The organism is Gammaproteobacteria bacterium (ex Lamellibrachia satsuma) (assembly GCA_019623805.1).
GTDB lineage: Bacteria > Pseudomonadota > Gammaproteobacteria > Chromatiales > Chromatiaceae > QGON01.
Genome location: CP053680.1, coordinates 1,009,881 through 1,034,999 on the forward strand (window position 1 = coordinate 1,009,881; position 25,119 = coordinate 1,034,999).

10 protein-coding genes and 1 pseudogene are annotated in these 25,119 nt (G+C 56.5%); 7 read left to right on the plus strand and 4 right to left on the minus strand.

The features are described from left to right. Positions 1 to 10: 10 nt before the first annotated feature. The 6 genes from HPY30_04555 (at position 11) to HPY30_04580 (ending at position 7,397) form a co-directional block, all read left to right on the plus strand. Positions 11 to 1,234 (plus strand): hypothetical protein, encoded by a 1,224-nt coding sequence (locus HPY30_04555; protein QYZ65319.1) that lies wholly within the window; start codon positions 11 to 13, stop codon positions 1,232 to 1,234. 92 nt (positions 1,235 to 1,326) lie between these two features. Then, positions 1,327 to 2,835: a M48 family metallopeptidase gene (locus HPY30_04560; GenBank protein QYZ67908.1), complete on the plus strand. Its 1,509-nt coding sequence runs from the start codon at positions 1,327 to 1,329 to the stop codon at positions 2,833 to 2,835. A 665-nt stretch (positions 2,836 to 3,500) separates the two neighbouring features. Next, positions 3,501 to 3,977: a thiosulfate oxidation carrier protein SoxY gene (gene soxY / locus HPY30_04565; protein QYZ65320.1), complete on the plus strand. Its 477-nt coding sequence runs from the start codon at positions 3,501 to 3,503 to the stop codon at positions 3,975 to 3,977. A gap of 48 nt (positions 3,978 to 4,025) precedes the next feature. Next, positions 4,026 to 4,343: a thiosulfate oxidation carrier complex protein SoxZ gene (gene soxZ, locus HPY30_04570; GenBank protein ID QYZ65321.1), complete on the plus strand. Its 318-nt coding sequence runs from the start codon at positions 4,026 to 4,028 to the stop codon at positions 4,341 to 4,343. A 298-nt stretch (positions 4,344 to 4,641) separates the two neighbouring features. Beyond that, complete coding sequence (gene bioA, locus HPY30_04575) at positions 4,642 to 5,931, plus strand: adenosylmethionine--8-amino-7-oxononanoate transaminase (GenBank protein ID QYZ67909.1); 1,290 nt, start codon at positions 4,642 to 4,644, stop codon at positions 5,929 to 5,931. Between the two features lie 116 nt (positions 5,932 to 6,047). Continuing rightward, positions 6,048 to 7,397, plus strand: a complete 1,350-nt coding sequence (locus HPY30_04580) for a GGDEF domain-containing protein (protein ID QYZ65322.1) — start codon at positions 6,048 to 6,050, stop codon at positions 7,395 to 7,397. Positions 7,398 to 7,681: 284 nt separating this feature from the next. Here the strand turns inward: HPY30_04580 and HPY30_04585 are convergent. The 3 genes and pseudogenes from HPY30_04585 to HPY30_04595 form a co-directional block, all read right to left on the minus strand. After that, positions 7,682 to 7,981, minus strand: a pseudogene (locus tag HPY30_04585) (energy transducer TonB). A gap of 563 nt (positions 7,982 to 8,544) precedes the next feature. Next, on the minus strand, positions 8,545 to 10,419 hold the full coding sequence (locus HPY30_04590; GenBank protein ID QYZ65323.1) for a VWA domain-containing protein: 1,875 nt from the start codon (positions 10,417 to 10,419) through the stop codon (positions 8,545 to 8,547). Positions 10,420 to 10,592: 173 nt separating this feature from the next. After that, positions 10,593 to 11,483 carry a lysophospholipid acyltransferase family protein gene (locus HPY30_04595; GenBank protein ID QYZ65324.1) on the minus strand — a complete coding sequence of 297 codons (891 nt, stop codon included), beginning with the start codon at positions 11,481 to 11,483 and terminating at the stop codon, positions 10,593 to 10,595. 126 nt (positions 11,484 to 11,609) lie between these two features. Between HPY30_04595 and HPY30_04600 the strand changes: the two genes are divergently transcribed. Then, positions 11,610 to 12,038: a rhodanese-like domain-containing protein gene (locus HPY30_04600; protein ID QYZ65325.1), complete on the plus strand. Its 429-nt coding sequence runs from the start codon at positions 11,610 to 11,612 to the stop codon at positions 12,036 to 12,038. Between the two features lie 192 nt (positions 12,039 to 12,230). Here the strand turns inward: HPY30_04600 and HPY30_04605 are convergent, their stop codons facing one another. Continuing rightward, the gene (locus HPY30_04605; GenBank protein QYZ65326.1) at positions 12,231 to 25,097 is read right to left on the minus strand and encodes a PKD domain-containing protein; all 12,867 of its coding nucleotides are present in this window, start codon (positions 25,095 to 25,097) and stop codon (positions 12,231 to 12,233) included. Between the last annotated feature and the right edge of the window lie 22 nt (positions 25,098 to 25,119).

The window sequence follows — 25,119 nt, forward strand, 5'->3', positions numbered from 1 at the left end:
AAACAGGCTTATGGACATAGAACATATCGAAACCAAGCTGGCCGCAGCCCGCACCAAGCTGATCCTGGATAAGCCGTTCCTGGGCGCGCTGGTCTTGCGCCTGCCCATGGAAGAGGCCGATGAAGCCTGGTGCCCCACCACTGCCACGGATGCGCGCAAGTTTTACTACAATCCTGAATACATCTACGGGCTGACCCTGGACGAAACCCAGTTCATGCTGGCCCACGAGGCACTGCACTGCGCCCTCTCCCACTTCGCCCGCCGCCAGCATCGCCACAAGCTGCACTGGGATATGGCCTGCGACTACGCCATCAACCCACTGCTGATCGGCGAAGACCTGAAACCACCTCCCGGCTCTCTCATCATGCCCATGTTCAAGGACATGACCGCCGAGGAGATCTACCCCTGTCTGGACGAAAAGAACGACGACGTACCGCTGGACAACCACATCTACGACAAAGAGAACACCAAAGGTTCCGGCAGCAGCAAGAGCGAAAGGGATCTCTCCTCCAGCAAGCCGGATACAGAGACTTCGGAATCGGGGGATAACGGCCAGGACGCCCGTGACGGTGGCGCCTCCCAGCCTCCGCCCCTGTCGGCAGAAGAGCAGGATACCCTCAACATCCAGTGGCAGCAGCGCCTGGCGGGAGCCGCCCAGCAGGCGATGCAGGCCGGTAAGCTGGATGGTGCCATGGCCCGCATGGTGGACCATCTACTGCAGCCCCAGCTCCCCTGGCGGGTTCTGCTGGCCCATTACATGACCGCCGCCGCACGGGACGATTTCAGTTACATGCGCCCCTCCCGCCGTGAGGGGGAGTTCATCCTGCCCAGCCTGCGCAGCAACCAGGTGGAACTGGTGGTGGCGTTGGACACCAGCGGCTCCATCCAGGAGAAAGAGATGGGGGAGTTTCTGGCCGAGGTCAACGCCCTCAAAGGACAGATACGCGCACGGGTCACCCTGCTCGCCTGCGACTCGCAACTGGCGGAGGAGTCACCCTGGATCTACGAGACCTGGGACGAGTTCGAGCTGCCGGAGGCCATCTCCGGCGGTGGCGGCACCAGCTTCAGGCCAGTGTTCGAGTGGGTTAACCAGCAGGGACTGCAACCTGATCTGCTGGTCTACTTCACCGATGCGGAGGGAGCCTTCCCTGAACACGAGCCCCCCTATCCCGTGATCTGGCTGGTCAAAGGCAAGGAGAAAGCCCCTTGGGGACAGCGCATTCAGCTGAACTAGGAACAACAGCCCAACATACCACGCTGGCACCACCGACAAACAGTCGATATTATTAAGGGAACTCCAGCCGCCAAATACAATCCATTATGGGTATGGATAGACACAGCAGCACCCCGATTTTTCCGCTATTCGCCCTCCTCATCTCCCTCTGCATCGGCTTCACCGCTACCGCATTCGGTGCAGTGCCTGTCAATGGGACAAACGAAGAGAAGATCCGCCTGCCGGAACTGGGATCACCATCAGATCAATATCTGACGCCAGCCGACGAGGCCCGCCTCGGACGCGCCTTCATGCAGAGCATCCTGGAAACGCAGCCGGTTCTGGATGACCCGCTGATCACGGAATATATTCAGACGCTGGGCAACCGACTGCTCAATAAAAGTGAAGCTGCTGGCCAGGAATACCGCTTTTTTGTCATCGAAGAACCGATGATCAATGCATTCGCCGGACCCGGTGGGCATATCGGTATCTACACCGGTCTCATCCTGGCTACCCAGAGTGAAAGTGAACTGGCTTCTGTCATCGCCCACGAAATCGCCCATGTCACACAGAAACATCTACTGCGCGCTTTCGATGCAGCCAACCGCATGAGCGGCAAGACCGCCGTGCTCATGCTGGCTGCCATCCTGGTGGGCATCGCCGGTTCCACCGATGCCGGTATCGCCTTGGCCTCGGGCGTTCAGGCCGGAGCACTGCAGGAGCAGATCAATTTCACCCGCAGCAACGAGCAGGAGGCTGATCACGTCGGTATCAAGATATTGGCAGATGCCGAACTGGATCCCCGCTCCATGCCGGTCTTCTTCGAGCGCCTGACCCACGCCAACCGGCTCTTTGACAGCGGCATCCCGGAGATGCTGCGCACCCATCCGGTCACCACCAATCGTATTGCGGACGCATTGGGACGCGCCGAGACCTATTCCTACAAGCAGTACAGCAGCAACCTGCGCTACTTTCTCACCCGTGAGACTCTGCGCATGCGGCAGTTCGAAAAGTCTGACGAGGCTGTGAAGCATTTTCGTAGTGGCCTCGAAGAGGGACGTTATCTGAACAAAGAAGCACACCAGTTTGGTTATGCCCTGGCTCTTGCCAAGGATCGCAACTTCCCGGCTGCAAACAAACTGATCACCGAACTGCTGATAAAACGGCCTGACCAAGTCGAATATATCCTTGCAGAAGCTAATATAGCCAAGGAGAGCGGGGGGCGCCAGAAGGCACTGAGATCCCTCGAAACGGCCCACATGCTACTTCCGGACAGCTATCCCGTCACAATCGCCTACAGTGAAATCCTTCTGGAAGCAGGCAAGGCGGAAGAGGCGAAAAAGACCATTGATCAGGCCCGCTCATTTCGTCCGAATGACCCCCGTCTCTTTCGCCTGCTTGCAAAAGCAGAGGAAAACCTAAATAACAATGCTCAATCACATCGACTGCTGTCAGAAGCCTACGTCGCTGAAGGCAAGCTGAGTGCCGCAATTCAGCAGTTGGATATCGCCCTGAAACAGAAGAAGACGCAGGATTTTTATCAGGCTTCACAAATTGAGGCCAGACTCAGGGAACTCAAAGCACTGAAAAAGCTCGAAGATACAAAGAATAAGAAGAAGTAACGGTTTTTGACTTAACAAAAAAACAGGGATTACGGTTTACCCCAAGGAGAGATCAACTAAACCCAAGCTGCTAACACAAGGAAACCCAAGCAGCGCTAGGAAAAACTGCGCCAAAAACATTATAAATCGCTAATAGATAGGCAATTTTTGCTTGCCATAGCCCGGCTTTTCGGTATTCTAACGGCCTACCTGTTACAGGGTACAAGTGAGCGCACCGATATAGACATTATAATGAGCGCTGCTTGTGTGGAAACAGGAGGATAGAAATGCGGGCAACCGCAGCTCAAACAGTCTTGCTGTCTCCTCCTTTGTATTGCTTAGCGGACTTACTGCGATTTTATCTGTCCACGCAACGGATATTTCAAATATTGCCGAAGGCTGGAAAATTGCCTTCGACAAAGAGCGAAGTAACTGTCTTGCCTGCCATATGATTGATGATGGGTTCAGCCCGGGTGACATAGGTCCCCTCTGATCGCCATTAAAGGCCGCTAACCCGGATATAAAAGAGCTTCGAGTTCAGATCTGGGATACAACAAAAAATAAACCCGACAGTCGGATGCCGCCGTTTGGCAGACTCAGGATTCTGTCGGAAAGTGATATCGATAAAGTAGTCGATTTTCTTTACACCCTTTGAAACAACCTATTCTCAATCTGGAGAGTATTTGATGAGTACTGACATGAAACGCAGGATCTTCCTTAAAGGATCTTTGGCCGCTAGCGCGGTCGGTGTTGCTGCAGGCGCCGGTCTGCTGATGCCCCAGCAGGTACTGGCCGCATGGCCTAAAGCCGCTTTCGAAGCCAAATCGATTCCCGATGCGCTAACTGCGCTGATGGGTTCTGGCGATACCACCACTTCCGACAAAATCAAGATAAAGGCCCCGGATATCGCGGAAAACGGCGCAGTTGTACCGATCACCGTCGAGTCTTCCATGGAAGGCATCGAGTCGATGGCCATCATCGCCTCTGCCAATCCTGTTCCCCTGATTGCTTCTTTCAACCTGTCGGGTAGCGCGATGGGCTTCGTCTCCACCCGTATCAAAATGGGCAAGACCGGTGATGTCGTCGGTGTCGTCAAGGCTGGCGGAAAACTCTACAGTGCCAGCAAAAGCGTAAAAGTCACCATCGGCGGTTGCGGCGGTTAATCTACCCCCGGACAACAACGACCCGAATATTCTAGAGGTAAACTGAACATGGCAAAATCTAGCATTAAGATCCGCGCCAAGGCCAAGAAAGATGTCACCACCGTAAAGGCACTGATGACCCATCCTATGGAGACTGGCGGCCGCAAAGACAAGAAAACAGGCAAGCTGATCCCTGCCCACTACATCCAGGAAGTCGTCTGCAAGCACAACGGAGCAACTGTGCTGACTGCTAACTGGAGCGGTGGTGTTTCCAAGAACCCCTATGTGTCATTCAAGTTCGGAGGCGGTGCCAAGGGCGACTCCGTCGAGATCACCTGGAGTGACAACAAGGGTGGTAGCGGCACTCAGACTGCAAAAATCAAATAAGGCACGCCTGAAGGGCGCTCTATCAAACCTACTTTGATGAAGCGCCGGTCCGGGACACATTGCGGTGTCCCGGACCCCAACACCACAGATCTCCCCTGTGGAAACTCCTGTTATCCTCCCTGGCCCTTTCGATGCTGGCCAGTTCCTACACTGCTGCGGCAAGCTCCCCGGCAAACGGCTAAACTTTTCCCTCTCAAACGTTTTATGGATGCGCATCTGGACTGGAATATTGTCTCATCTACATGAGCAACGGCGTCCCTTCTCGCCCTATCAACGCGCAAGCAACCCGGATCCCACTATGCAGCTGGAACAATTGACCGCACTGGATCGCGAGATCGTCTGGCACCCCTACAGCGCCATCGGTGCCGATCTGCCCATCTATGCCGTCGAATCAGCTCAGGGTGTACGACTGCGTCTGTGCGACGGCCGTGAACTGATCGACGGCATGTCATCCTGGTGGTGCGCCATCCACGGCTACAACCACCCACAGATGAACGCCGCACTGCAGCGGCAGATGGCATCAATGTCCCACGTCATGTTCGGCGGTCTCACCCACCAACCTGCGGTCGAACTGGCGGAAAAACTGGTGGCAATCACACCCGAGCCGCTCCATTCAGTCTTCTTCGCCGATTCGGGTTCCGTCTCCGTCGAGGTCGCCATGAAGATGGCAATCCAGTACTGGCACGCCAAGGGTAAGAGAGAAAAACAGCGTTTTCTGGCCCTGCGCCACGGCTATCACGGTGACACCTTTGGTGCCATGTCGGTCTGCGACCCGGTCACCGGTATGCACAGCCTCTTCAGTGGAACACTGGCACAGCAGTTTTTCGTGGAGACTCCAGCATGTCGTTTCGGCAAACCCTGCGCCGCGGAGGATATCGCACCACTGGCCGACAGCCTCAAACAAAATCATGAGAACATCGCAGCGCTGATTTTGGAGCCGATCGTGCAGGGTGCCGGCGGCATGCGTTTCTACTCGGCGGACTATCTGCGTCAGGCAAGGGCATTGTGTGACCAATACGGCGTACTGCTCATCCTCGATGAGATCGCCACCGGCTTCGGGCGCACCGGCAAACTGTTCGCCTGTGAGCATGCGGGTATCTCGCCGGATATCCTCTGTCTCGGGAAATCACTGACCGGTGGGTATATAACACTGGCGGCGACCCTGGCCACCAGGGAAATCAGCGGCACCATCAGCCAGGGAGACCCCGGACTCTTTATGCACGGCCCGACCTTCATGGCCAACCCCCTCGCCTGCTCGGCCGCGCTCGCCAGTCTGCAACTACTGCTCGAATCTCCCTGGCAAAAAAATATTGCCCGATTACAACAAGGTCTGGAGCAAGGACTGGCCCCCTGCAGCCACTTCAAGCATGTCGCCGAAGTCAGGGTACTGGGTGCAATCGGTGTAGTGGAGATGAAGAAGCCGGTAGATATGAAAGAGATCCAGCCCAGGTTTGTAGAGGCTGGCGTCTGGGTTCGCCCCTTCGGAAAACTCGTCTATCTGATGCCACCCTTTGTGATGGAATCCGAAGACTTGGCGATACTGACCAAAACCGTGGTTGGAGTGGTGAACAGCATATCCCCATCATGAGGGTGGGCATGTACTGAGAAGCATTGCCTGGCAACTAACAACCAAGAGTTGACTTTCAAGATAGAACGGGGCGTTATGATAACTATGTTTCCTCTCGATATCTTCACATAATTATAATGACTGTTCAGACTTCTGATGCAGTATCCCCAGGGTTGACCTCTTTGGTTCAGCGTAGCTGGATATTACCTACTGCTCTGGCCATCCTGCTGATTGCCATCAGTTTTCATAACTATTTGTTATTCCATACCCTGGTGGAGCTATTTAGCATTGTGGTGGCCGTCCTTGCCACGGTAGTGGTATGGCAGACCTATCCGTTTTCACGCAATAACTACCTGATGTATCTTGGATGCGGATATATTTGGATCGCGGCATTGGCTATCGCGCATACCGTGGTCTACAAAGGAATGGCTATATATCCCGATACAGGCCCTAACTATCCCACGCAATTCTGGATTGCAAACCGCTACCTTGAGGCATTCCTTCTACTCTCTGCACCTTTCTTCATTAATAGATCGATCAACAGATATGCTGCTATTTCTCTATTCGGATTAGTTGCTGTCACCCTGTTCACCCTGATCGTGCTGGGTAAGTTCCCGGACGCCTATATCGAAGGGCAAGGACTCACCCCCTTCAAGGTAACCAGCGAGTATGTGGCTAACACACTTCTTCTCGGCGCTATAGTTTATTTGTGGAAACGTCGAAGCTTAATTGATCCAAGTATTCTTTTCCTCATGACGGCTTCCATAATCCTGACTATCTGTGCCGGGTTCGCCTACACTTTTTATGTGAGCGTATATGGCCTTTCTAATCTAGTGGGACATATCTTTGTGCTGTTCTCTTTTTGGCTTATCTTTAAGGCCATCATATCCACCACCCTGAAAGAGCCTGTCAGGGTGATGAGTCACAATCTGCTAAATGAGATCAAAGAGCGCAAACAAGCTGAGACTGAATTGAAGTATTTGGCAACCCACGACTCCTTAACCGGGCTGTACAACCGTAAAGTAATGGAGGAACGGATAACCGATGAAATACTCAGGGCCGCCCGGTATAACCATGTTCTGTCGGTCTTCATGCTGGACATAGACCATTTCAAACAGACCAATGACACCTATGGTCACAAAGCCGGGGATACTGCACTCAGAAAAATCGCATCGATTGTAGAGAGTTCAATCCGGAAAACAGATTATGTGGCACGTTACGGAGGCGAAGAATTTGCAGTTGTCTTACCAGAAACTCCCCTCTCCGAGGCTGAAGAACTGGCGGAGCGACTGCGTAGTCAGGTTGCCGATCACGCTATTTCAATATCTGGTGACCAAGAAATCAATATCACCGCCAGCATAGGCGTTGCCACCTTTCCGGAACATGCCCAAACCTGGGATGAGTTACTGGAAGCCGCGGACAAGGCGATGTATTCCGCAAAGGAAAACGGGCGGAACTGCGTTCAAACAGCTAATAGTGCAGGATAGCGTCTGAAGATTACAATTTAATTGAGGCGATTTTTCCTCTGACCCAAGTTACATTCCACGCAAAAATATCACTTGGTCCCACCTACACTTTCACCATCCAGCAAAACGGCATCCGCCTCTTCTTCCAGCAACTTTGCCCACTCATCTTCCAGAGACCCCGCCTCGGCGGCACTCTCTTCAACCTCCAGATCAGTGACATCCGGGATTTCTATATCAACGGGTTCAAGTCCATCAACCAAGGCTTCGTCATCATCAGCTAGCACCAATGCATCTTCCAGTTCCAATTCTGGTTCGGGCTCAGGTTCAGGCTCAGGCTCAGGCTCGGGCTCAGGCTCAGGCTCAGGCTCGGGCTCGGGCTCGGGCTCGGGCTCGGGCTCGGGCTCGGGTTCGGGTTCGGGTTCGGGTTCGGGTTCGGGTTCGGGTTCGGGTTCGGGCTCAGGCTCGGGTTCCAACGCATCTACATCGACAATCAGCTCATCTTCAGATACTTCCTCCTCTGCCACGTCTTCGAGAGCAACATCCAACGCCTCTTCAGGTTTTTCCTCTTCTTCATCCGCATCTTTACTCAGAAACTTGCCAAGCATCGGTCCTTTGTCTACTTCGTTATCCGAGCCACCGGCAAACATGGATGAGTATTCATTAAGCATGCGCCCCATGGTGTCCATGGTCACCTTTAGTTCATCAGAGAGTCTTTCATTCTCAGCCTTCAGTCGGTCAATCTCACCGTCCTCGGTTCCATCCGATCCTGAAACTGCGCCACCCATCACTCCTGTACCTTCCGGCAGTTCCAAGGCCTGGTAGCCAACAACCAGGTTCTCCATATCGATGTCGATCTGCTCGAATGCCACCACGTCCCGTTTGAGAAAACCATTGATGATGTTCTGGTAGAGTTTCATCTCCGATTGAGACAGGTCGTGTACCGCCTGATTCAGCGTCTCTCCTTCATACTTGTAATCATTCGAGAGCCGTTTTTGCAGCCGCTCTTTGCGCATCATTTTATCTGCCTGGATCTTAGCCACCAGGATCTGTGCAGCCTTTCTCTCCTTGCCCTTTTTGATTATTTCCAACGCAATGAGGACGCCACTGAGCAAAAGCAGCCCCAACATCAACTCACCCAATAACAGGACAGTCAGACGACTTAATTCGATCATGCCGCCTCCTTTACTTCTGCAGCAGGCAGGTTTTCTGGCAGCTCCTCATCCAGCAGGCTCACCAAGCCTTGCTGGTTGCGACGACGCATCCACCAAAAACCTCCACCCAAGGCCAGCAACAGGAGCAGGTTGCCTCCGCCAAGCCAAACAGCGGTCATCAGTAAGCTCTCCTCCTCTTCCTCAACAGCCGGTTCAGGTTTTTCTGCGCGCTTTTCCTCAACCGCTTCAGCAGGCGATTCCGCCGCTGGTGTGGGTGTTGGCTCAGTTACCGGCTCGGGTTTCGGCTCAACCGCAGCGGGTGGCGGCATGATACCTTCCACCTCAACCGGTGCATCGAAATACTCAACGGACTCGCCCGCAACAGTTTTTGCATCCACACTGACGACAATTTTTCGCGCTCCGGAAAAGGTTGTGATGTCCAGATTCCCCTGGCTGACACCACCTGCATCCTGTATCAAATCAAGGGGTGTCTGCTCACCCTCCGCCGTTTCAAGCCAGACTTGGCTCTTCACACTGGCAGGGTCGACAAGATCCGCTGCGGGCATCAGGGTCAACAGCAGCTGATTGGGAATCTCTCCGGGTTTTACTTCCAGCATGACTGGCGGAACCACTTCATAACTCATGCGCTTTTCTCGCACGAAGGTTCTGCCTTTGGCGCTGATGATCAATTCACCGTTACCACTACTGAGAGACTCTCCACCGAACCGCATGGAGAAAAAACCGTCCCCTGCCTTGGGGTCGGGACCCTTGCCGTCATCAAGCAGGGGCCTTGGCTCCGACTCACCGTTACCATCACGCTGCTGAGCCGTCGCTTCGACCACATTTAGGAAGGACTTTTTCCTGATACGTTTACCGTGATCGGTAAAGCTCGTCAGAAACGGAAGTGACTGTCCGTGGATCAGCCGGCTGGGCAGGTCCGTGGTATTCATCTTGAGATCGGTGACCACCATCACCCGGTTGTCCGGATCGACCTCGGCCCGAATACGCCACTCCCCGGATTTAGGATCACTGATAGTCAGCATGTCGTAACCTTCATCACGATGCCAACTGATTGAATCCGGCGCTGACTCCGCATCGATAGGTTTGCCGCCCGGAGGGATAAGCTGTGTGGGCTTGGCACCTGGCTTGTGGAACACCAGCACCGTGGCCTCGGTGATGCTGTCGTCGATAGTGAATTGGTTGTCTTTCAGAGGCACGGCATCCGGTTTGCCCACCTTCTCGAAGATACGCAGAAAGACTCTCTGCAGCTGATTGGCATCATTGACCTGCTCGTACCAGCCCCCAGTGGCCTCTGCCAATTTTCGCATCAGCTCATGATCGGCATTTTCAGAGAGCGCGATGGTATTGACGGCGACGCCCATTTTTTTCAGCCGTGGAAGTATCTTGTTCAAAATCTGTTTGCGGGACGCCTTGTTCTTCGCTTTGTTACGCGAAACGTCGACCATGCCATCGGTAAGTAGAATCAGGCTGCGGCGATAGAGTGTGGGAGACCCTTCCCAATCTTCGCTGGCCCGTTTCAGGGCCATCTCGATATTGGTTCTTTGACCTGGAGAGCCGATCTTTTTCGACTCATTCCTCGCCTTCCGCTTCCACGCCGCATCGACCTGCCCCAGTGGGATCTGCATGTTGACGTACTGGCCGAATGTCCATACTCCGGCACGCGTTTCGGTGGGCAGTAATCCCACCAGTAGCCGCAAGGCGGGACGACGCAGATTCTCGGGATCGTTTTTCTTCATACTCCCGGAGATATCGATCAGGATACGGACATCCGCCTTCTCTCCCGTCGCCGGTTTTGCCTGTGTGGGTGGTGCTCCCAGTCCCAGCACCACCAATATCAAAACTGGAAATATCCAGCCACCGCGCATCTTCATGCCTGTTCTCTCTTGCCGTGAAAATCTGTCTACTCCCTGTAGTAGCGGCGGAATCCGTTAACACTTTAATTCTGTGGAGTGAACAGGCGTATTGGTCGTAAGGCCTGGGTCGGACTTAAACCAGGCGCAATAGTGGGCAATCAGTATGAGGTGTGACGGTTCGACACCGCCACCTACGAACGTGGTTGATTATAGGGAGAGGGTTTGCCCTCCGGCTGCATGTCAAAGCGTTTGTAGGACCAGAGGTACTGCTCAGGACTGATCCGCACACAAGCTTCGACTCCCTGATTCAAGGCGGCCACGGCTGTCTCCGGATCCGGGGAATCGATCCCTTCCGGAACGGGAACAATGTGTATGTGGTACCCCTTGCCTTCCGGCAGGCGCTCGGCAAAACCCAAAACCACGTTGGCACCGCTCTTTCTCGCCAATCGGGAAACCAGCAAAATAGTCAACGCCGGCACACCAAAGAATGGGGCAAAAGCCGCGCCTTTGAGCGACTTTGGCTGCTGATCCGGCAGGATGCCGACAATATTCCCCTCCCGCAGGGTCTGATAGAGCCGTTTGATCCCATTGGGGGTCGTCGGTACCAGTTCAGCCCCCGTACGTGAGCGGGCCTGCGTAATCAGTAACTCCAACGCCTGATTTCTGGGTGGACGGTAAAGTGTCGTCACCTGCCCGTAGGTCGCCAGGTAGAGTCCGGAAATCTCCCAGGAACCCAGGTGTGGGGTGAGCACGATCAAACCCCGTCCCGGCTCACACTTTACATACTCCATCCCGGAGACCTCTTTCACCAGTCCCAGCACCCGCTCTTTGGGCCAGAACCAGAGCGGTGACATCTCGGCAAATACCTTTCCCGTCTCCTCCAGCGAGCGATTACGCAAGGCCAGACGCTCCGCTTCACTAAGGTCAGGAAAACAGAGTTGCAGATTAATATCCGCATTTCGGCGTTCCCGGTTGGGCAACAGGATGAAGAGTCGGCCCAGCAGCCGGCCTAGTCCATGCACTCTGCGTAACGGCAGGAAGGTCAGCGAACGTAACAACGCAATGATGATTTTCGTACCCATGTCGGGAATTCTACACTGAATGATTTTCCGCGGTGACTCTCTTTCCTGGGGTGGTTGTTGTTTTCATCTGAAAACCATCTACCATGAAGGAAAACCGCCACCCTTCACAAAAGACGGAAACTGAAAATGACCGAGACCCTACCGCACGGGATGACACCCCAGCAGGCATTGCAGATGATGCAGGATGATCCACGCACTGTATTGGTGGATATCCGTTCCAGCATGGAGTTCCTTTTTGTTGGCCATCCCAAAGGCTCGGTGCATATCCCCTGGATCGATGAGCCGGACTGGACCATCAATCCCCATTTCGTCACTGACATTCGTAAGTTGTTGCTGGGCGGCAGTATCTGCACCATCGACGAAGGCTGCGCCCCGGTCATCCTGATCTGCCGCAGCGGCAAACGTTCGCTGGAAGCGGGCAAGGCCCTGCTGGAGGCAGACTTCACCCGGGTATTCCATATTGACGAGGGGTTTGAAGGAGACCTGGATGACGACCACCACCGCAGTACTACTGGCGGATGGCGGTTCCGCGGACTGCCTTGGGAGCAGTGCTAGGAAGGTAAAACTTCCAAAGCTTGTCTCAGAGCCTCTGGAGAGGTATACGCTGATTAAAGCGTAGCAGAACCGGCAACCTTATAGTCCTGCCAATTCAAAAACGCCCAATCCACCATGCTTGATCGTGCCTACGCCTTGAGCAGTAGCAAGCCCGTCTTCACAATTGAACCTGTTCGCCGAACCAGCACCCTGTCAGCGTCGGCTTCTAGAACTCCTGGCTTGCGGCGTGGCACTTGCTTCGTTCGAGGAGAGGGACTCGGAGCCGTTCTTCACTGATGTGACCACATAGTAGTAGGTCACGCCGTTGGTCAGACCCGGATTGTAGTAGGCGCAATAGTCGCAGACATGCCCGCTTGCGATCTGCGCATAAGGACCACCGGACGTGGTGCTGCGGTAGATATTGTAGCTATCAGCCCCTGCCACCGGTGCCCAAGTCAAGAAAACTTCGTTCGACTTGGGACGGGCCGACAGGTTGAAGATCGTCTGCACTGCTCCAGCCTGCACGGTCACCGTCAAGGTGTCACTACCGACACCGCCGTCCTTGTCCGTGACAGTCAACCTCACTGTATAGACGCCGGCTGTCAGATAGGTATGGCTCGGGGTCAGACTGCCGCTCACCGGCGCACTGCCGTCACCGAAGTTCCACTCGATGGTGTGCGTATCGACCGATCCAGGATCGCTGAAACTGCCGCTGAAGCTGGCGCTGCCACCTTCGTTGATCGTCTGGTCCGGCCCGGCGTTTGCGGTTGGTGCAACGTTATTGACTGTCACCGTGGCAGTGTCGGTGGCCGTAAGCAGGCCGTCACTGACTTGGAGTCCAACTGTGAAGCTGCTGTTGTCAGGTTGGATCGGCAGGGTCACGGTGACGCCGGTAGCATCATCGTACTGGCCGTCGCCGTCCAGATCCCAAGCGTAGCTGAGTGGGCTCGGTCCGCTGTCAGGATCATTGGAGGCGCTGCCGTCGAGGGTGACGCCTTGGCCTTCGTTGATTGTGTAGGGGCCACCTGCATTAGCGGTGGGTCCAACGTTGGCGGTGGTGAGGATCACCTGGAAGCTGTCGCTGCCGAAGAGGCCGTCATCATCGGTTACCGTGACGGTGACTGTGTAGTTGCCGTCAGCGGCATAGGTATGACTGCCTGCCACGCTGCCATTGCCTGCTCCCTGGGTCACTGTACCTGCGTCAGTGGTGCCGTCGCCCCAGTCGATGGTGGCTGTGTGGGTATCCTCTACACCGGCATCGGTGAAGGTTGCCGGGGCCAGATTGATAGTATCGCCCGGTGCTCCGCCCTGGTTCGGACCGGCCTCTACAACAGGCCTGGCATTGCTCACCGAGATGGTTAGGCTGTTGCTGCCGAGGGTGCCATCATCATCGGTCACGCTGACAGTGACAGTGTAGATGCCGTCTTCGGCATAGATGTGGTTGCCCAGTGCAACGCTGCCGTTGCCTGCGCCTTGGGTCACTGTACCGAGTTCGGCGGTGCCATCACCCCAATCGATGGTCGCTGTATGGGTATCCCCGGTACCGGCATCGGTGAAGCTGGCGTCAGGCAGGGTCACCGTATCGCCTTCGGTGATCGTCTGACCTGTGGGTACGGCGACTACCGGCGCCACATTGCCGACGGTGACTGTGAGCGTGTCTGTGTCCATACCGCCGTCCTTGTCGGTAACCGTCAGGGTGACCGTGTAGACCCCGTTGTCTGCGTAGGTGTGGCTTGGAGTCAGACTGCCGCTCACCGGCGCACTGCCGTCACCGAAGTTCCATTCGATGGTGTGGGTGTCTACCGTTCCCGGATCAGTAAAGCTACCTGCGAAGTTGGCCGTATTACCTTCATTGGCTGTCTGGTCAGGACCGGCGTTTGCTGTCGGCGCCACGTTGTTGACCGTCACCGTGGCAGTGTCGGTGGCCGTAAGTAGGCCGTCACTGACTTGGAGTCCAACGGTGAAACTGGTGTTGTCGGGCTGGATCGGCAGGATGACTGTCACGCCTGTGGCGTCATCATATTGGCCATCGCCATCCAGATCCCAGGCGTAGCTGAGCGGGCTCGGACCGTTGTCCGGATCACTGGAGCCACTGCCGTCGAAGGTGACCGTACCACCTTCGTCGGTGGTGTAGGGACCACCCGCACCCGCAGTGGGCCTAACATTGGCGGTGCTAAGGTTCACCTGGAAGTTGTCGCTGGCTGATGCACCTTCATCATCGGTTACCGTTACTGTGACCGTGTAGCTGCCGTCCGCCGCATAGACATGGCTGCCTGCCACGTTGCCGCTGCCTGCGCCCTGGGTCACAGTACCGGCCTCGATGGTGCCGTCACCCCAGTCGATGCTCGCTGTGTGAGTGTCCTCTACACCGGCATCGGTGAAGGTTGCCGGGGCCAGATTGATAGTATCGCCCGGTGCGCCGCCCTGGTTCGGACCGGCCTCTACAACAGGCCTGGCATTGCTCACCGAGATGGTTAGGCTGTTGCTGCCGACGGTGCCATCATCATCGGTCACGCTGACAGTGGCAGTGTAGATGCCGTCTTCGGCATAGCCGTGGCTGCCCAGTGCAACACTACCGTTGCCTGCACCTTGGGTGACTGCCGCGTTATCAACAGTGCCGTCTCCCCAATCGACCGTTGCGGTATGGGTATCCCCGGTACCGACATCGTTGAAGGTAGCATCGGGCAGGGTAACCGTACCGCCTTCGGTGGTCGTCTGGCCTGCGGGTACAGTGACTACCGGCGCCACGTTGCTGACGGTAACCGTCAGGGTATCGCTACCCACACCGCCGTCCTTGTCGATGACCGTCAGGGTGACCGTGTAGACACCATTATCAGTATATACGTGGCTTGAGATCAGACTACCGCTCACTGGTGCGCTGCCATCACCGAAGTTCCACTCGAAACTGTGAGTGTCGGCTGTGCCCGGATCGGTGAAGCTACCGCTGAAACTGGCGGTGTCTCCTTCGTTGATCGCCTGATCGGATCCGGCTTCCACGCTCGGTGCGGCGTTGTTGACCGCTACGATCAAGGTATCGTTACCCACGCCGCCATCACTGTCGGTAACCGTCAGGGTGACCGTATAAGTACCGTTATCCACAAAGGTATGACTCGGAGTCAGGCTGCCGCTCACTGTCGCGCTGCCGTCACCAAAATCCCACTCGTAGGTGTGGGTATCGACCGTACCGGGATCGGTGAAACTACCGGCAAAGTTTGTCGTGTCACCTTCGCCGGTGGTTTGATCGGGACCGGCATCCACAAGCGGCACTGCATTGCTGACCGATACCGTTAAGGTATCGGTTCCTACACCGCCATCGTCATCCGTTACCGTGAGGGTTACTGTGTAGGTACCATCCTCTGGAAATGAATGGCTTGGCGTCAGGCTGCCACTTACACTGCTGCCGTCACCAAAATCCCATGTGAAACTGTGGGTATCCTGGCTCCCGGGGTCACTGAAAGTGCCGCTAAAGTTGACTGACTCACCCTCTTCTACACTCTGATCCGCACCGGCATCAACCGTCGGCGATACGTTGTTGACCGTAACCGTGGTGTCAGCTGCGTCGGCCAACAGGCTGTCGCTTACCTGCAGATGGATCGGATAGATGCCATCATCCAATGCGTTGAAATTGGGATTCTGTCCGGTGGCATCGCCGAAGCCGCCATCATCATCCAGATCCCAAAGATAGACCAGCGAGTCGCCATTGGGATCGGCGCCGCTGCCATTCAGCACGACATCATCACCCTCATCGACTGTATAGGGACCACCCACCACCGCTGATGGTCCAAGGTTCTCCACCACGGTGGCCCGGGTGAACTCCTGGTCGGTCTTGCGCTCGTTCTCGTCAACTTCACCATCACCATCTATATCGTTGAGGAAGCCGTTGTCCCAAACCTTGAGGCCGATATCGAAGGTGCCCAGGTCGATGAAGGTATGTTGCGCAGTTGCTCCGGTCGCGTCGTCGAAGTCCCTCGGTACCTCGGCCAAGTCGAGTTCCCATCCGAAACGGACGATGAAGTCATGTGGCTCGTCCAGATCGAATGAGGCAGATCCATCGAGTTGGCAGGCAATGCCCTGGGTGCAGGTATAGGGACCACCCACATCGGCCACCGGCGGACGGGGCGGAATGCTGATGGTGATCTCGGCGCTATCCGAAGAGGTCAGCGCAGGAACATTATTGTCGGTGACGCGCAAGGTAACGGTGATGGTCTGTGGCAGACTGGACTCGGGGTAATCAGCGGAAGCGTAGATATGTTCGACTGTCGGCTCGCTACTCACATGATCGAAGGTACCGTCCCCATCGAAATCCCACTCGTACTTGACGATACTGCGGAAGGGATCCAGGTGGAAGGAACCGGAACCGTCGAGGGTAAGTGAACGGTCAACCGCCCAGGTACGGTCCCTGCCTGCATCCGCCACAGGCGGCTGCACGAACAGACTACGGCTGAGGATGATCACGCCCCAGGCGCTGCGCAACTGGGCGGTAACCCATTCGCTGCCGGGGAAGCTGCCATCGGTGGACTGGTCGTCCACCAGGGTACGGGCGATGCCAAGTTCCGGGTCGTTGAACCAGTCGAACCCATTGAGCGCGAACTGTTCCACCGGACCGGGCTGCGCCAGTCGCATAGACTTGGTCAATGCGTAATAAGGGTAGTAGGGCCGATTACCCAAATTCTTGATGTACTCGGTCTGCCAGTTCTCTGCGATCCAATTCTCCGAGGCTCGCCACATGGGACTAGCGGTGTCCATGCCATCCAAGATCAATTGCACCAACCCGGAAGGCGCACCCGTATTGCTGGTGCCACCCGCCGTATAACCGAATCCAGTGCCGTTGAAACTACTGCCCAGCCAGACGAGGTTTCTCTCCTTCACCCACTGAGATACAGGGATGCCGAAGACATCCTCAGCGGCGAGTAATCCGACTGCTCCCCACTGCGCCGCCGAGTTGTCGATGGAGTTGTTCCAGCCATAGCGCCAGCCGCCACCGCTACCCTGCTCGGTCTGGCCCCAGGCGTACTGGTCTGCCATGTCGGTAAGGATGTCGAAATAGGCGCGACGATTTACGTTGGTACCGCCGGTAATGCTCCGCGCCAGCGGTGTTCCCGAACTTGCGATGGCATCCATCACCTGGCCACCCTGGTAGATCGGCTGACCGCCGGAGCTACTGGAACGACCATTGATGATGCTGCTCTGACCGGTTTGTATACCGATGCCGTTGCCGTTGGTATCCGGCTCGCCGTAAGTCTGGACCGCGATATCCACCGAACCCAGATCACGGAACAGTTGGCGAAAACCGCGCATCACGGTTTCCGCGTAAGGATCTTCGTGGTGGCTGGAGGTCTCCAGGTGACCGTTGACCAGGAATGCCTGCAAGGCGGAAGCTGTGGCACTTGCCCGTGCGTTACTGGTCCAGTAACCAACATCGTAGCCGTCCTCGACCCGGCGGCTCTGGGTCTGATGCAGGTACCAGAGTCCCTCGTCGATGGCGACATTGATCTCAGTGTTCATGACCTGGGGCTTGACCACGATATTGTAGTTGTCCTGACCCATCTGACCGGCGCTGTCCCAGACCTTGAGGGTGGCCACGAACGGTGTATCGTTCGGCACATCAGGATAGGTGTGTTCTATGGATAGGTCGTAACTGTTGGTGACAGCTGTGACAGCCGAAGAGGTACCGTCGCCGAAGTCCCACTGGAATTCAACAGGATCGGCATCACGTACCATACCCTTGAGCCGAATCGCCCGACCATTGTAGGTCTCATGGGGCGCCAGCGGATCGTGGGCCACCCAGGGCACGGTAATTACATTCGGCGGCAGATTGGGGGCAACCGGCACGGTGACCTGGGCAGTGCTGGTCTGACCGGCGCCGTCCTCTACCGTCAACAGCGCCACATAGCCACCAAGCGACTCGACCTTGAAATCATCGAATGTTGCCGTGCTGTGGCTCACCGTAGCGGCAATCTTGAGCGGAGCTATGCTCTGGTTGCGGGAACTGTATGAGGTTAGCGCGGTCCAGATTGCCGCACCCGCTTCCCGGATGTAGTAATCGGCACCCTGCCCCTTGATATCAATGCGTACCTCATAAGTCGTTCCACGAACATAGCTGCCTACAGTGCCGCGACCGGAACCATTTTCATAAATCGCCAGACTACCACCGTCGAAATAGATGGCATGGGCCATCGCGTTATAATGCCCACTGGTACCGCTGTCTTTGACACCCCACATGATGCGCTGGGTACCACCATCTGCGGCGGGTTGTACCGTACCGGTAAAGCTGAAACGCTCGCGCTCAAAGTTAGCAGTACTGTAGACATAGCGCTGCCCCCAAATACCACTTCCAGTGATCGACAAAACACCGCTGTCCTGGGTCGCCCCAGCTGAAGTCCACATGGCCGCATCGAGAGAGGCACCTTCGAAATCATCCGAAAGCAGCACACCATTTACTCCGGTTATCAGGGAATAAGTATGGAAGGGTCGTTGTCCCACTGCGTCGATATCGTTAGTGGGGTCTCCGTCACCATCACTGTCGGCCTGGTCATCGAAATCCCAACGGTATTCAACAATGCCGTAGTCGTCGCTCGATTGGGAAGCATCGAAATAGGCCGGTGGCCCACCCGCACCTGCCTGAGAGGGTGGTGTTACCAGCGCGACGGGCATATCACCGGTCACCACTGAGACCGTCGCCGTATCCACGCTGGTCTGACCTGTGTTGTCAGTCACTGTCAGAGTGACGGGATAATCTCCGGCAGCACGGTAGAAATGGTCAGGATTCGGCCCTTTGCTGGTATACGGAAGATCCGCATCCCCAGGACCGCCGGAGGTGTCACCGAAATCCCAATGGTAGCTGGCAATTGCGGTATCGTCACTGGAACCATTACCGTCGAAGCGGATGAAACTGCCAACTTCTGCGGTATAAGGGCCACCGACATCGGCAACAGGGGGAGCGCCCTGCTCCACGCTTACCGTCACGGTCTGGGAGGAGGACTGCAACGCCTGGTCTCGCACTGTCAGATTGACCTCATGATCACCTGTAGTTGCAAAACCGTACTCCACCATCTCGCCATAGATAACCTGTGCACCGAATGATGGGTTGTCGAATTCAAAGACGCCCGAATGTACCGTGCCGCCGATTTTTAGTGGCGTCTCGGTACGGGTGCTGGTCTCATGCAGTAGACTCCAGACGGTTTCGTCAGCCGGCTTCATCTCGTAGATGGCGCCTTCCGTTTTCAAGGTGATGCGAACATCATAGAGCCTGCCACGAGTATAGCCGCCTTTTACCCCAAGGTTACTACCGTTCTCATAGATGTTAATTGCTCCGTTCACGAAGTAGACGGCATGGGGCATCTGGTTGTAGTGAAAGTTGCTGGTGCTGCTGTTTTTGAGTCCCCACATACCGTACTGGTTACCCGCCAGATTTACCGGCCGGACCTGGAGCTGGAAGACCTTGCCGTCGGTTCTGTCGTGATTGTCCACGCTGGAAAGATAACGATTGCTCCAGCTGCCGACACCGGCCACGACGATCCTTTCTTCCTGATAGACACCCGTGGGTGCGATCCAGCGAGAGACATCCAGGGTGTCTCCTGCAAAGTCGTCGATCAGCAGGGCGGGATTGAAGACCCACTCATATTCATAGATGCCGAAGTCATCGGTGGAGCCGCTACCGTCGAAGGTACCGTTCCAGAGGCCGTTGCTCGCGTGGCTCTCATCCAGCAGTACCGGACCGGCGATGACCGGCTCCGGCGGCGCACCCAGGCTGACAGTTACTGTGGATAACGCCGTGTCGGTCTGGCCCGCCCTGTCGGTGGCTGCCACGCTCAGGTCGTAGGTGCCGGGAGAGGTATAACGGTGACGCGTGGAGACGCCGCCCAGCCATGTTCCCAGGTCGTTATAGGCGCTCGCCCCACCCAGGGTCTGGATGACCACCGGCTGACTCGCAGTGATCTGGTGAGGCGCAGTTCCGCTGAAATCGGTAGCATTCAGGCGTAGGTAGCCATCCTGGCCCAGGGTATCGGCAAGCAGGCCGTTGAGCCTTACCTCGGTACCATCATGGGGCGCAAACACAACCACGCCATCCCCCAGTTCGTGCAGCAGAAAATCCGTACCGCCAAGGCCGGTGGTGGTGGAGGTATCGTCACCCAGATATGCCAGGGTATCGCCACCCTCGGTATCTCCGGCCCAGACCTCGACGTCACCGTTGGCCACCAGACGCAGACGACGGGTTCCGAGGCCATTCTGATACCACATCTGCCCGGCGCTGACCGACTGGGTGTGGAGAGAGACACCGGAATCCATGTCGATGATTTCGAGGTCAGCATCCTCATGGGCAAAGGCGGCAACGGCACCTGTGGTCGAGCCGACCACGGCAAACTGGAACTCCCACCCGACCGGTGAGCCGTTGGATGAAGGCACAGTGGTGTAGCCGTTGTTGCCGGTAGTCTGCATCGAGACGGGACCACTGGAGACCACCCGGTAGCGGGTGGTGCCAAGGATCGTCGGCTGCCAATAAGTACCTGCAGACATCGCCTGTTCTGCAACCAGGTTGTCACTGGTATCAAAAACCCTGACCAAGCTGTCGGCATAGGCGAACAGATAGAAACCGTCGTTGGGATCGCGGTGGAAGATAAATTCGTTGCCCACCGGCTCCTGATCGAGGGAGGGGACAAAGGCGGAGTGGCGATCGAAATCGCTTTCGTAGACGACGACCGGCTTGTTCGCCTCGACCTTGAAGTAGACACCGTCACCCGGTGAATAGTCCCACTGGCCGAAGCGGTTCAGGCTGTTTCTGCCAAGTTCCTGGCCGGTTGCCAGATCAATGACCCGCAGTGCCGTGTCATCTTCAACAGCGATGATGCGCAGAGACGCTTGTGTCAGATCGTAGCCATAGAGATCGGTACCGGCGGTAAAATAACCCGTGTTCAGTGAACCGCTTTGGGCCGTGGTGTGAGTGGTGCCATCGCCAAAATCTATGGTGAAACGCTGGATGGCCTGATCATCCGTAGAGGCCGTCAGATCGGGTTCCAGCAGCCAGCGACCAGCTTGGGCATCCGCCTCGGTGAGTTCATAGGGGCCGCCATTATCGGCTACCGGAGCCACACCCGCTTCCACCACAACCTGCTGTAACGAAATGGTGCTTTGGCCTGCATGATCGGTGGCGGTCAACTGGATATCGTAAATACCCTCGGCAGAATAGCTATGGGGTACGGCGCGAGCATCGCTGCCAAGTCGTGTGATGCGTACATTGTCATAGACCAGGCTCTGAGCGTAGGAGAGCAGGCCTATGCCTCCAGAGGTATGTCTGGGGTCATCAGCTTCCACCTGCAGGCTTTCGGTGCCGCCTTCCGGCGTCACGTAGAGTTTCATGTTGCCGCCGACCACCCGCAGGCGCAGGTGGTACCAGTAGCCGGGATCCCAGCCAGAGCCGTTGTCAACCAGGGTTTCTTCGGTGCTCCAGTCATGGAAACGCCAGAAGTCCCAACTGTTGCGCGAATACATCAGGAAACCGTCTTTGGTTCCCGATTGGTTGTCGCTGCGGAAGAGGATACCCATGTAACCATCGCCGGTACTCACGGCACGGAAATCGAGTTCCAGTTCGAAATCCCGGTACTCCCCGGTGAACTCCTGGAGATATCGCCAAGCGTTGCTGGTATTGGTCTGGTGCAGACGGCCGTTCTCCACCAGCCAGGTGCCACCGGAAGCGGTCCAGGCTGGGTTGGCAGTAAAATCGCCGTCGTCAAAATCGTCACGCAGGGTAGCGACGATCTCCTCGCTGTTCCCATCACCCCAATCGATCAGGTAGCCCGCCAACGCGTTGTCGTCGCTGGAAGCACCGATATCGAACCAACCCGTCCACTCACCGAGCGAGGCGTGACTTTCGTTCAATACTGCAGGACCGTTCAACACTGGCACCGGTGTTGCCCCAGTCCCTACTGTAACCGTGGCGGTAGCGATGGCAGACTGGCCCGCCCCATTGTAGACCGTCAGGGTCGCCAGGTAGACACCAGCTACATCATACATATGCTGCGGCTCTGAGCCCGTGGCATCCACGCCGATGCCGTCGCTATCATCGAAGTCCCACTCGTAGCGGGCAATGCCGCTCTCGGGATCACTGGAACCGCTGCCGTCAAACGAGGCACGCCAGGTTCCATTCAGGGCAACTTCTTCACCAAAATGATAGGGACCACCCGCATCAGCCACAGGGGGCGTGCCACTGACAGTGACCTTGACACTGCTGCGGTCCCGCTTGCCCTCATCGTCGGTTATGGTGACCTTGACGAGGAAAGTGCCTTCGCCATTGAAGGTATGGTTGATGGTGTCGCCTTCACCAGTGGTGCCATCACCGAAATCCCAGGCGTAGTGGACGATAGTGCCGTCATCGGTGGAATCGCTGGCATCAAAGTCCACCGATCCACCGGTTCCGGTGACATCGGTACTGGCGGCCAACTGGCTGTAGGGCTGGCCAAAGACACGACCGGCGGGGGCGGCCACACCCAGGGTATTGGAGGGCAGACCACTAATCTCGACCCGATCGCCGAAACTGGAGTCGCCGTTACCTGGGTGGTACCAAGCCTTGCGACCATTGTAATCGACGGAGACGATGTCCTGGTTGCCGTCATTGTCGAAATCATAGACACCGTAGGCGGCATGCCGGTTGAAATCCAGGCTCGGCACATAGACGCCTTCCTGGAAGGTGCCGTCGCCGTTGCCACGGAAAAAGGCAACGTCTCCCCAGTCTCCGGAAACCGCAATGACGTCGGGAATACCATCGCTATCAAAGTCCGCAGTTACCACGCCATAAGGATCGTTGTTGCTTGGCTGGGGATTCCCGATATAGGAACGCGTGAAACCGCCGGCCCCGTCACCACGGTAGAGATGGATTTCTCCGCTCGAATAGTTGCCTCGGACGAAGTCCATGTTGCCGTCGTGGTCGACGTCCGCCGCATCTGTACCCCTGCCAGACCCCGGATTGTTCTCCAGCAGGCCGATGTCAAACCCGGATTCGTAGGTTCGCCGCGTCACACGGAAATCGTCGAACCAGAACTGGTCGCCACTAACAGCATTGTTGGCGGTATACCACTCAAATTCGGTGAGGTACCAGGCATCCGACCAATGCTTTTTGACTGCTGCGTTGACGTCGAAGCTGATGGTGTGCCAGTTGCCGTCGTCGATCAACGTGACCTTTGGTACTTCAGGATAGTCGTATACGCCACCATCGGCTGTGGAACTGCCGCCGAGATAGATCCATCCCAGATCCTGGCTATACATGTTTCCCGCGCGGAACAGCAGGCCCGCCGGTACGCCAGGCGGAATCCGATAGGCGAAAGAAACGGTGGATCCATTACGGAAATACCAGCTCGCAGGATTGATGTCGTTGGAGAGACAGGAGCCATCGGCGGTGGCAGTCAGGCGCATACTCCAGCTGCCGGTCGCAGCAGTGGCATCATCCCTCGCCATGGTGGTGCTGCACTGCGCGCCACCCCAGCCTTCGTTGCCAGTCTCGAAGCCTGACTCGAAAAAGATCTCTTCGCCGAAGGTGATCTGGCCATGGTTGGTCAACAACCACATGTTGCCGCTGTTGCCGTTGACCACGAAGTCCATGTGGCCGTCGCCGTTGAAATCCTCGGCGGCCATGTCCATTGGCCAATCGTAGGCGGGATTGAGCTGATCGCCCAGGCTGCCCAAGAAGACCGCGGCCTTGAAGCCATCACCCTCTTTTTCGTAGTAGTAGAGGTCGATATCGGGGCTGCTGTAGCCGTGGCCGGAGACGAAGTCGAAATCCCCGTCCTTGTCGAAGTCAGCGATGGCCGCACCGCGGGTATAGTGGCCGGTATCATCCACGAATCGGAGCGGCTGGAAGGTGCCGTCGCCGTTGCTGCGGGCATAGTAGGTACGGGCGCTGTCGTCCGTCGCCACCATGTAGATATCGGCGCCGACGCTGACCTCGTAGGCCTGGGTATCGCTGAGGCCGTTGGAATCCTCGACCCTGACAGCTACCGGCAGACTGAGGTTGGCGCCGGTGGGCGGTGTCCAGGTGATCAAGCCGTTTGCCGTGTCGATGGACATGCCGACAGGTGCACCTGTGAGGGAATAGACCAGCACGTCACCGAAGGCCACTTCCGGATCCTGCACCGTTACCTGGTAGTTGTATTCAATGCCTTCCGCAGCCGAGAGTACCGGTGAGGAGACGATGGTCGGACCGAGATCGCCTACCACGATCTGCAAGGTATCAGTACCCTGGTTGCCGTTATCGTCGGTAACTGTCAGGGAGACCTGGTAGATACCGTCCTGGCTGTATGAATAGAAAGGCGTGGGTCCGACCAGGGTATCTCCGTTGCCCATGTCCCATGCATAGCTGACGATAGTGCCGTCATCGCCGGAACCGGCAGCACTGAGAGGAAAGACATCGTTGGGAGCCGCAGTAAAATAGTCAATCCCGGCCGCTGCATGGGGATCATCCGCATCGGCAAAGTGGAGGTTGTCGAGGAACACCGCGCTGTCCAACCGGCCATCACCGTCATCGGCCAGTTCGATCTCCAGGGTAAGCAGATCAACACCGCTAGCATGGGTGGAGACATCAGCCCGCATGAGACGAAAACCAGTCTGGCGCTCATACCCCGTCCAGACCGAGGGGAACGCCGGTTCGAAGGTATCCTCCTGCAGCAGCACATCTTCACCACCCGGGGTCAACAGACGCACCGTAAAGCGGTCGTTCATGTAACTGGGGTTGGGCTCGTTACTGAGGAAGTTGTAGTCGAGCCGCAGTTCCGTAGCACCTGCGGGAACAGTGAAATCCACGATACGGATACGGCTGACATCGACATCGAGCAGCGCTGGACCGCTGTCGGGTTGACTGGTGAGCAGGGCTGCCTGTCCGCCCTGGGTCGGCAGCAGCGGACCGTGGCCGGTGACGATCTGGGCATCGCCTTCGCTGACCATGCCGACAAAGCCGCTCTCGAAACTGCCGTCGGCGGTGCCGATATTATGGTCGACGGCAAAGGCGATCAGGGATGAAAAGACACACACACAGGCAGTCACCACCATTCCGCGCGACACGAAAGAGCGTTTGCCCTGATCACCTTTTTCCATTCGCCTAAGCATATCCGTTCGT

What these genes read in the sequence shown, in the direction of transcription:
- HPY30_04555 (QYZ65319.1), top strand. Translation starts at nt 11, where the DNA reads ATGGACATAGAACATATCGAAACCAAGCTGGCCGCAGCCCGCACCAAG.
- HPY30_04560 (QYZ67908.1), top strand. Translation starts at nt 1,327, where the DNA reads ATGGATAGACACAGCAGCACCCCGATTTTTCCGCTATTCGCCCTCCTC.
- soxY (QYZ65320.1), top strand. Translation starts at nt 3,501, where the DNA reads ATGAGTACTGACATGAAACGCAGGATCTTCCTTAAAGGATCTTTGGCC.
- soxZ (QYZ65321.1), top strand. Translation starts at nt 4,026, where the DNA reads ATGGCAAAATCTAGCATTAAGATCCGCGCCAAGGCCAAGAAAGATGTC.
- bioA (QYZ67909.1), top strand. Translation starts at nt 4,642, where the DNA reads ATGCAGCTGGAACAATTGACCGCACTGGATCGCGAGATCGTCTGGCAC.
- HPY30_04580 (QYZ65322.1), top strand. Translation starts at nt 6,048, where the DNA reads ATGACTGTTCAGACTTCTGATGCAGTATCCCCAGGGTTGACCTCTTTG.
- HPY30_04590 (QYZ65323.1), bottom strand. Translation starts at nt 10,419, where the DNA reads ATGAAGATGCGCGGTGGCTGGATATTTCCAGTTTTGATATTGGTGGTG.
- HPY30_04595 (QYZ65324.1), bottom strand. Translation starts at nt 11,483, where the DNA reads ATGGGTACGAAAATCATCATTGCGTTGTTACGTTCGCTGACCTTCCTG.
- HPY30_04600 (QYZ65325.1), top strand. Translation starts at nt 11,610, where the DNA reads ATGACCGAGACCCTACCGCACGGGATGACACCCCAGCAGGCATTGCAG.
- HPY30_04605 (QYZ65326.1), bottom strand. Translation starts at nt 25,097, where the DNA reads ATGGAAAAAGGTGATCAGGGCAAACGCTCTTTCGTGTCGCGCGGAATG.